This window comes from Kitasatospora sp. NPDC051702 (assembly GCF_040681575.1).
Classification (GTDB): domain Bacteria; phylum Actinomycetota; class Actinomycetes; order Streptomycetales; family Streptomycetaceae; genus Kitasatospora.
In genome coordinates this window covers 1-5,369 of sequence record NZ_JBFAZB010000097.1, presented here as the reverse complement: position 1 = coordinate 5,369, position 5,369 = coordinate 1, and the positions used below count along the sequence as shown (strand labels likewise).

At 75.6% G+C, this 5,369-nt stretch carries 2 protein-coding genes and 1 pseudogene; all 3 read right to left on the bottom strand.

Going from position 1 to position 5,369, the window contains the following annotated elements; genetic code table 11:
* Nucleotides 1-3,724: pseudogene (gene gdnG / locus AB0N04_RS38365) on the bottom strand (guadinomine polyketide synthase module 3 GdnG); the annotation flags it as partial.
* A gap of 30 nt (nucleotides 3,725-3,754) precedes the next feature.
* On the bottom strand, nucleotides 3,755-4,549 hold the full coding sequence (locus AB0N04_RS38360; protein WP_360223327.1) for a CmcJ/NvfI family oxidoreductase: 795 nt from the start codon (nucleotides 4,547-4,549) through the stop codon (nucleotides 3,755-3,757).
* Between the two features lie 53 nt (nucleotides 4,550-4,602).
* Nucleotides 4,603-5,369, bottom strand: a 767-nt coding sequence (locus AB0N04_RS38355) for a beta-ketoacyl reductase (protein WP_360223330.1), incomplete at its 5' end; no start/stop codon positions are given.

Here is a 5,369-nt window from a genome sequence, read left to right as displayed (position 1 = left end):
CGTCGGTGGTGGTGCCGGTGACGTGCCAGTGTCCGGTGGGGGCGGGCGGGTTGTCCTCGGTGGTCTCCTCCCACCGGACACCCACCAGCCAGTCGGCCCACTCGGGGCCGGCGCCGAAGCCCTCGCGGGGGGCCGGGCGGTCCTGGAAGCCCGCCACCTCGACCACGGCCGTCCCGGACCCGTCCAGCAGGACGATGTCCCAACGGCCGTCCGCGGTGCGGCGCGCGTGGACCCAGTGGGCCCGCCGGTCGGCGTCCCGGTGCACCGTCAGCCGGTCCGCCGCGAACGGCAGCCGGGCGGTGCCCTCGGTGCCGGCGGCGAGCGCGACGGCCTCGGTGGCCTGGAACAGCGCGTCCAGCAGCCCGGGGTGGACCGGGGCGACGGGCTCGGCGCCCGCCGCCGGGGCGACGGTGGCCAGCACCTCGTCGCGGCCGGCCCAGATCCGGTCCAGCCGGCGGAAGACCGGGCCGAGTTCGATGCCGCCGTCGGCCAGCCGCGCGTACAGCTCCTCGCGGTCGACCTCCCGGTCCAGCCGGTCGCGGACGGCGGTGACGTCCACCACCGGCGCGGCCCCGGCCGCCGCGGCGCCCTCGGGCACCCGGCCGGTGGCGTGCACCGAGCCCTCCTCGTCGGCCCCCTCCGGGACGCCCACCAGGCGGAACTCCCGGTCGGTGCCCGACGGCGCCGGGCTCAGCACGAGCTGGACCGTCCGGGTGCCCTCGGCGGGCACCACGAGGGGCTCGGGGAAGACCACGTCGCGCAGCTCGACGGCGGCTGCGCCGGTGCCGGCCTCGACGGCGCTCGCGGCCATCGCCAGGTGGCAGGCGGCCGGTGACACCAGGGCGCCGGCGACCCGGTGCTCCGCGAGGAAGGGCTGGGTGCCCGTCCCCAGCGCGCTCTGGAAGACCGTCGCCCGGAACACCGGCAGCCGCACCTCGGTGTCGAGCAGCGGCCGCACCCGGGCGGCGGCGCGGCCGGCGCCGGCCGGCGCGGTGAACCAGTGGCGCTCGCGCTGGAAGGGGTAGGTGGGCAGCGGGACGCGGCGCGGCCGCGGGCGGCCGTCGACGGCGGCCCAGTCGACCGGCACCCCGCGCACGTGCAGCGCGGCGGCCCCGGCGAGCAGTTCGGCCTCCTCGCGGCCGGGGCGCATGCTCGGCACCCAGGCGCTGTCCTCGCCCCGGTCTCCGGTCAGGCCGGTCCGGGCCAGGCCGAGCAGCACCGGCTTCGGGCCGGTCTCGACGAACACCCGGGCGCCGGCCGCGTGCGCGGCCAGGACGGCGTCGGCGAAGCGGACCGGCTCCAGGGCGTGCCGCACCCAGTACTCGGGGTCGCACAGCTCCCCGGCCCCGGCCGGGGCGCCGGTGAGGTCGGACACCACGGTGATCCGCGGCGGCGCGTACCGGACGCGGCGGGCCACCGCCCGGAACTCCTCGGCCACCGGTGCCATCAGCGGCGAGTGGAAGGCGTGGGACACCGGCAGGCGGCGGCCCTCCACCCCCTGACCGGCGAGCACCGCCAGGACGGCGTCCACCTGTCCGGCGTCGCCGGAGACCACGATCTCGCCGGGCCCGTTGACGGCGGCGACGGACACCAGGGGGTGCTCGGCGACGGCGGCGGCGACCACGGCCTCCTCGGCCCGCAGCGACACCATCACCCCGCCCTCCGGCAGGGCCTGCATCAGCCGGGCCCGCTCGGCGACCAGCAGCAGGGCGTCCTCCAGCGGGAACACCCCGGCCACGCAGGCCGCCGCGATGGCGCCGACGCTGTGCCCGAGCACCACCTGCGGGGTGACGCCCCAGGACTTCCAGAGCTCGGCCAGGGCGTACTCGACGGTGAACAGCGCGGGCTGCGTGTACTCCGTGCGGTCCAGGTCGTACGGGGCCTCCCCGACGGTGTCGGGGTGCAGCACGGAGAGCAGGGGGCGGTCCAGGGTGCGGTCCAGGACGGCCGCGCACCGGTCGACGGCCTCCCGGAACACCGGCTGGGTGCGGTACAGCTCCCGCCCCATGCCGGGGTACTGGGAGCCCTGGCCGGTGAAGAGGAAGGCGGTGGTGGGGGCCGGCCGGTGGGCGGGGACGAAGCCGGTGACGGCGCCGCCCGTGGTCAGCCGCTCGACCAGCTCGGCGGCCGAGCCGCCGACCACGCCGAGGCGGTGCTCGAAGTGGTCGCGGCCGGTGTTGGCGGTGCGGCAGACGTCGGCCAGGTCGGCGCCGCCGGCACCGCCGGCCAGGAAGGCGGCCATCCGGGCGGCCGCCTCGTCCAGGGCGTCCTCGGTCCGCGCGGAGAGCGTGAGCACCTGCGCGGTACGCCCGGGGGCGCCCCCGGCGGTGTCGGCGGTGTCCGCGGGGGCGTCGGGTGCGGCGGCGAGCAGCACGTGCGCGTTGGTGCCGCTCATGCCGAAGGAGCTCACCCCGGCCACCCGGACGCCGCCGGGGACCTCGGGCCAGGCCGTCGGCCCGGTGGGCACGACGAAGGGCAGGCCGTCCCACTCGATGTGCGGGCTGGGCTCGGTGAAGTGGACGTTCCCCGGGACCTCCGCGTGGCGCAGGGCGAGGACCGTCTTGATGATGCCGGCGATGCCCGCCGCGCCCTCGGTGTGGCCGATGTTGCTCTTCACGGCCCCGAGCAGCACCGGGTGCCCGCTCCCGCCGAAGACGCTCGCGAGGGCGCTGACCTCGATCGGGTCGCCGAGCTGGGTACCGGTGCCGTGCGTCTCGACGAAGGCCACCTGCTCGGGCTCGACCCCGGCGTTCTCCAGCGCGCTGTGGATCAGCTCCACCTGGGCGCGGTGGTTGGGGACGGTGAAGCCGCTGGCCGGGCCGTCGTGGTTGACCGCGGAGCCGCGGACCACGGCGAGCACGGTGTCGCCGTCGCGGTGGGCGTCGGAGAGCCGCTTGAGCACGACCATGCCGCAGCCCTCGCTGCGTCCGAAGCCGTCGGCGCTCGCGTCGAAGGTCTTGCACCGGCCGTCGGGGGCGAGCGCCCCCGTCCTGGCGAGCGAGAGCGAGGTGGTCGGGGACAGCCGCAGGTGCACCCCGCCCGCCATGGCCAGCTCGCACTCGCCCAGCCGCAGTGCCGAGACGGCCTGGTGCAGGGCCACCAGGGAGCTCGAACAGCCGGTGTCCAGGGCCATGTTGGGGCCGTTCAGGCCCAGGGTGTGGGAGATCCGGCCGGAGGCGAAGCAGAAGCCGGTGCCGGTGGCGTCGTAGTGGTCGAGCCGGGTGCCGTGCGCCTCCTCGACGAGGCGCGCGTAGTCGTTCTCGGCGATGCCGACGAACACGCCGGTGCGGCTGTTGCGCAGCGAGCGCGGGGCGTACCCGGCGTCCTCGACGGCCTCCCAGGCCACTTCGAGCAGCAGCCGGTGCTGCGGGTCGAGCCGGGCCGCCTCCTTGGGGGAGATCCCGAAGAAGAGCGGGTCGAAGCGGTCGACGTCGGCGACGAAGCCGCCGTGCCGGCTGTAGAGCTTGCCCGGGGCGGCCGGGTCGGGGTCGTAGAGCGACTCCATGTCCCAGCGGTCGGCCGGGACTTCGGTGATGGCGTCGACTCCGCCGCGCAGCAGCTCCCAGAAGGCCTCCGGGCCGCCCGCGGAGGGGAACCGGCAGGACATGCCGATGATCGCGATGTCCTCGCGGGTACGGGCGAGCTCGCCCTCCAGCTTGTCGATGACGAAGACGGACTGCTGCAGCGCTGCCAGCAGATCGGCGTCCGGAGTCGGTCCGGCCATGGTGTGGTTCCCCTCCAGCAACTCAGCGGTTCAGCGCTTGAAAGCGCACATCCAGCGCACCTCGATGCTGCGGCGCAGCGGTGCGTCGTCCGGCGCGGTCGGATCGGTGAAGGCCGAGTGCAGACAGGTCGGCGCGCGGTCCGGGCGGGTGTCGAGCTGCTTGAACATCAGCAGCTCGTCGGTCCGCATCCGGGGGAAGTAGTAGAAGCGGTGGCCCTCGTCGAAGACCGGGGACGACTCGGGGTGCGGCTCGCCCACGCTCGTGTAGTAGTAGTCGTGGATGTGCTCGCGCGGCACCGTCCGGGCGTCCATCAGGGCCAGCGGGTGCTGGAACACCTCGCGGTCGACGGGCTGCCAGGTGTTGTACCAGGCGAAGTCGTGGTCCTGGTCGGAGCCCAGTTCGATGCCGAGCTCCTCGATCCGGGAGCGGGTGTAGCCGAACGGGTCGCCGAGGCCCTTGTCGCCGTGCAGGAAGCCGGCGTAGCCGGCCTCGAAGTCCTCCGGGTCGCCCCAGCGGACGAAGTGGTGGGTGACGAAGACCTCGTCGGCGCCGCTCTGCTCCTTGACCAGCGGGGCGAGCTCCGCGAAGTACCGGCCGAGGACGGCGGACTCGTCGCGGAAGTCGACCTCGGTGCGGTGTTCGAGCAGGGTGAAGCCGGTGGTGTCGAGGCCGTACTCGGTGCCCCGGGCGTTCGCGACGGGGACGTCGTGCCGCACGGTGTTGGTGGCGAGGGAGCCCCAGTCGCCGATCTCGGGTGCGGTCCCGCTGTCACGCCACCGGGGGGCGAGGTAGCGCACTCCGGCGGTGATGGTCGGGGTAGTCACTCTGGTACCTCTGTTTCGTTTCGCCGTTCGTGTGGGGGAGTCCGGGCACCCGTTCAGGCGTTCCGGTGGCTCTGGTACTTCTGCGAGATCCGGGCCATCAGGTCGCCGACCGCGTCGCCGGTGGGGGCCGCCGGTGCGGGTGGTGCGTCCTGCCGCTCCGCGGCGCCGCCGCGGGCCCGGACCGGCGCCGCGGCGTCGGCCGTGAGGCCGAGCTCGCGGGCCAGGAAGCCCACCAGCTCGTCGAGGGTCGGGTAGGTGAAGGCGACGGTGGTGGCCAGTTTCAGGTCGAGTCCGGCGGCGATCCTGGACCGGAACTCGACGGTCATCAGCGAGTCCATGCCGAGGCTGAAGAAGCCCTGGTGCGGGCCGATCGGCGCCCGCGAGCCCAGCACCGCGCGCAGCGTCCGCTCGACCCAGGAGGCGAGGAACGCCCGGGGGTCGGCGGCCGCCGCGAGCTCCTGGCGGGCGGAGGGCGGTGCGGTGTCCGCGGCCCGGTCGGGACGGCCGCCCGGGGCGGTGACGGCGCCTTCGGCGGTGGCGCCGAGCCGGGCCAGGTAGCCGGCCGGCAGGTCCTCGCCGAGCGCGGTGCGGAACCGCCGCCAGTCCGCGGCCAGCACCGCGACCTCGTGCGTCGCCCGCCCGGTGCGGGCCAGCCGGACCGCGAGGCGGGAGCCCTGGTCGGCCGGGAGCATCCGCAGGCCGATCCGGTCGTAGGCGTCGCCCTCGTCCGCGGCCATGCCGACCTCGGCCCAGGGGCCCCAGTTGACGGCGAGTCCGGGCAGTCCGAGGGAGCGGCGGCGGGCCATCAGGCCGTCCAGGT